Source organism: Pseudomonas sp. 382 (assembly GCF_002759075.1).
GTDB lineage: Bacteria > Pseudomonadota > Gammaproteobacteria > Pseudomonadales > Pseudomonadaceae > Aquipseudomonas > Aquipseudomonas vlassakiae.
In genome coordinates, this window is record NZ_PEMX01000092.1 from 1 (window position 1) to 1,233 (window position 1,233).

Below are 1,233 nucleotides of genomic sequence, written 5' to 3' on the forward strand. Positions count from 1 at the left end.
TGAATCGCCCCTGGTTTCCTAGACACTCTCCAAGCTCAGGAAATAGCGTTTCTCATACTCTACTGGAGACAGCTGCATAGCACTGCTGTGTCGACGTTTTGGGTTATAGAACATCTCGATGTAATCGAAAATATCACTCCGGGCTTCGTCACGTGTCGCGTAGGTCTTTCGTCGAACCCGTTCCCGCTTCAAAAGCTGGAAAAAGCTCTCGGCTACGGCATTGTCGTGGCAGTTTCCCCGTCGGCTCATGCTGCTGACCACATTGTTGGCCTTAAGGAAGCTTTGCCAATCTGAGCTACTGAACTGACTGCCTTGGTCTGAGTGAATCATCACTTGCTGCTGTGGCTTGCGTCGCCAAACGGCCATCAGCATCGCGTCGATAGCAAGGTCGCTGCACATCCTTGGCTTCATTGACCAACCAATTACTTGGCGTGAGAAGAGATCCAGCACTACCGCCAGATAAAGCCATCCTTCATAGGTGCGGATGTAAGTGATATCTGTCACCCAGACCTTGTTCGGCTCGCTGACCTTGAACTGCCGGGCAAGGTGGTTGGGCGAGGCCACGGTTGGTTTTCCGCCATAAAACCCAGGACGACGGCGATAACCCGTTTGCGAACGCAACCCCTCTGCTTGCATCAAACGACCGACTCGATTTCGCCCGCATGTCTCTCCCAGCTCACGCAGGTCACCATGAATTTTGCGATAGCCGTACACACCTCCGCTTTCGAGCCAAGCGTGTTTGATCAAGCCAAGCAGACGTTGATCTTCTTTTGCTCGGGCAGATTGAGGCTCGGCCAGCCAGGCGTAATAGCCGCTGGGGTGCACCTTGAGGGTTTGGCAAAGGCGCCGCACCGGGTAATCAGTCGAGTGCTTCTTGATGAAGGCGTACTTCAGCCGCACTCCTTGGCAAAGTACGCGGCGGCCTTTTTTAAGATGTCTCGCTCTTCCGTCACGCGCTTGCGTTCAGCGCGTAGCTTGCGCAGTTCGGCCTGCTGATCGTCGTCTTGCTGACGCTGCTCTTGGGGCTTGCTGTAGACCTTGATCCAGGCGTAAAGACTGTGCACGGACATGCCCAGGCGCTGGGCGACATCGGCGACAGGTTTGCCTTTCTCGGTCACTTGCTTGACCGCTTCGATCTTGAATTCTTCGGGGTAACGCTGACGACTCATGGCACCTCCTATTTGGGCCTCATTATGAGGCTTGGAGGTGTCTACGAAACCAGGGGCGATTCAG

Annotated in this window: 1 protein-coding gene; it reads right to left on the bottom strand. The window is 54.7% G+C overall.

The genetic code is table 11. From position 1 onward, the window contains the following. Positions 1-18: 18 nt before the first annotated feature. Positions 19-1,169 (bottom strand): IS3 family transposase gene (locus CQW31_RS30715; protein ID WP_099816120.1). Its coding sequence is split into 2 segments (ribosomal slippage): positions 19-935 and positions 935-1,169, totalling 1,152 coding nucleotides; the frame shifts between segments, so codons are not numbered across the junction. Positions 1,170-1,233 lie beyond the last annotated feature (64 nt).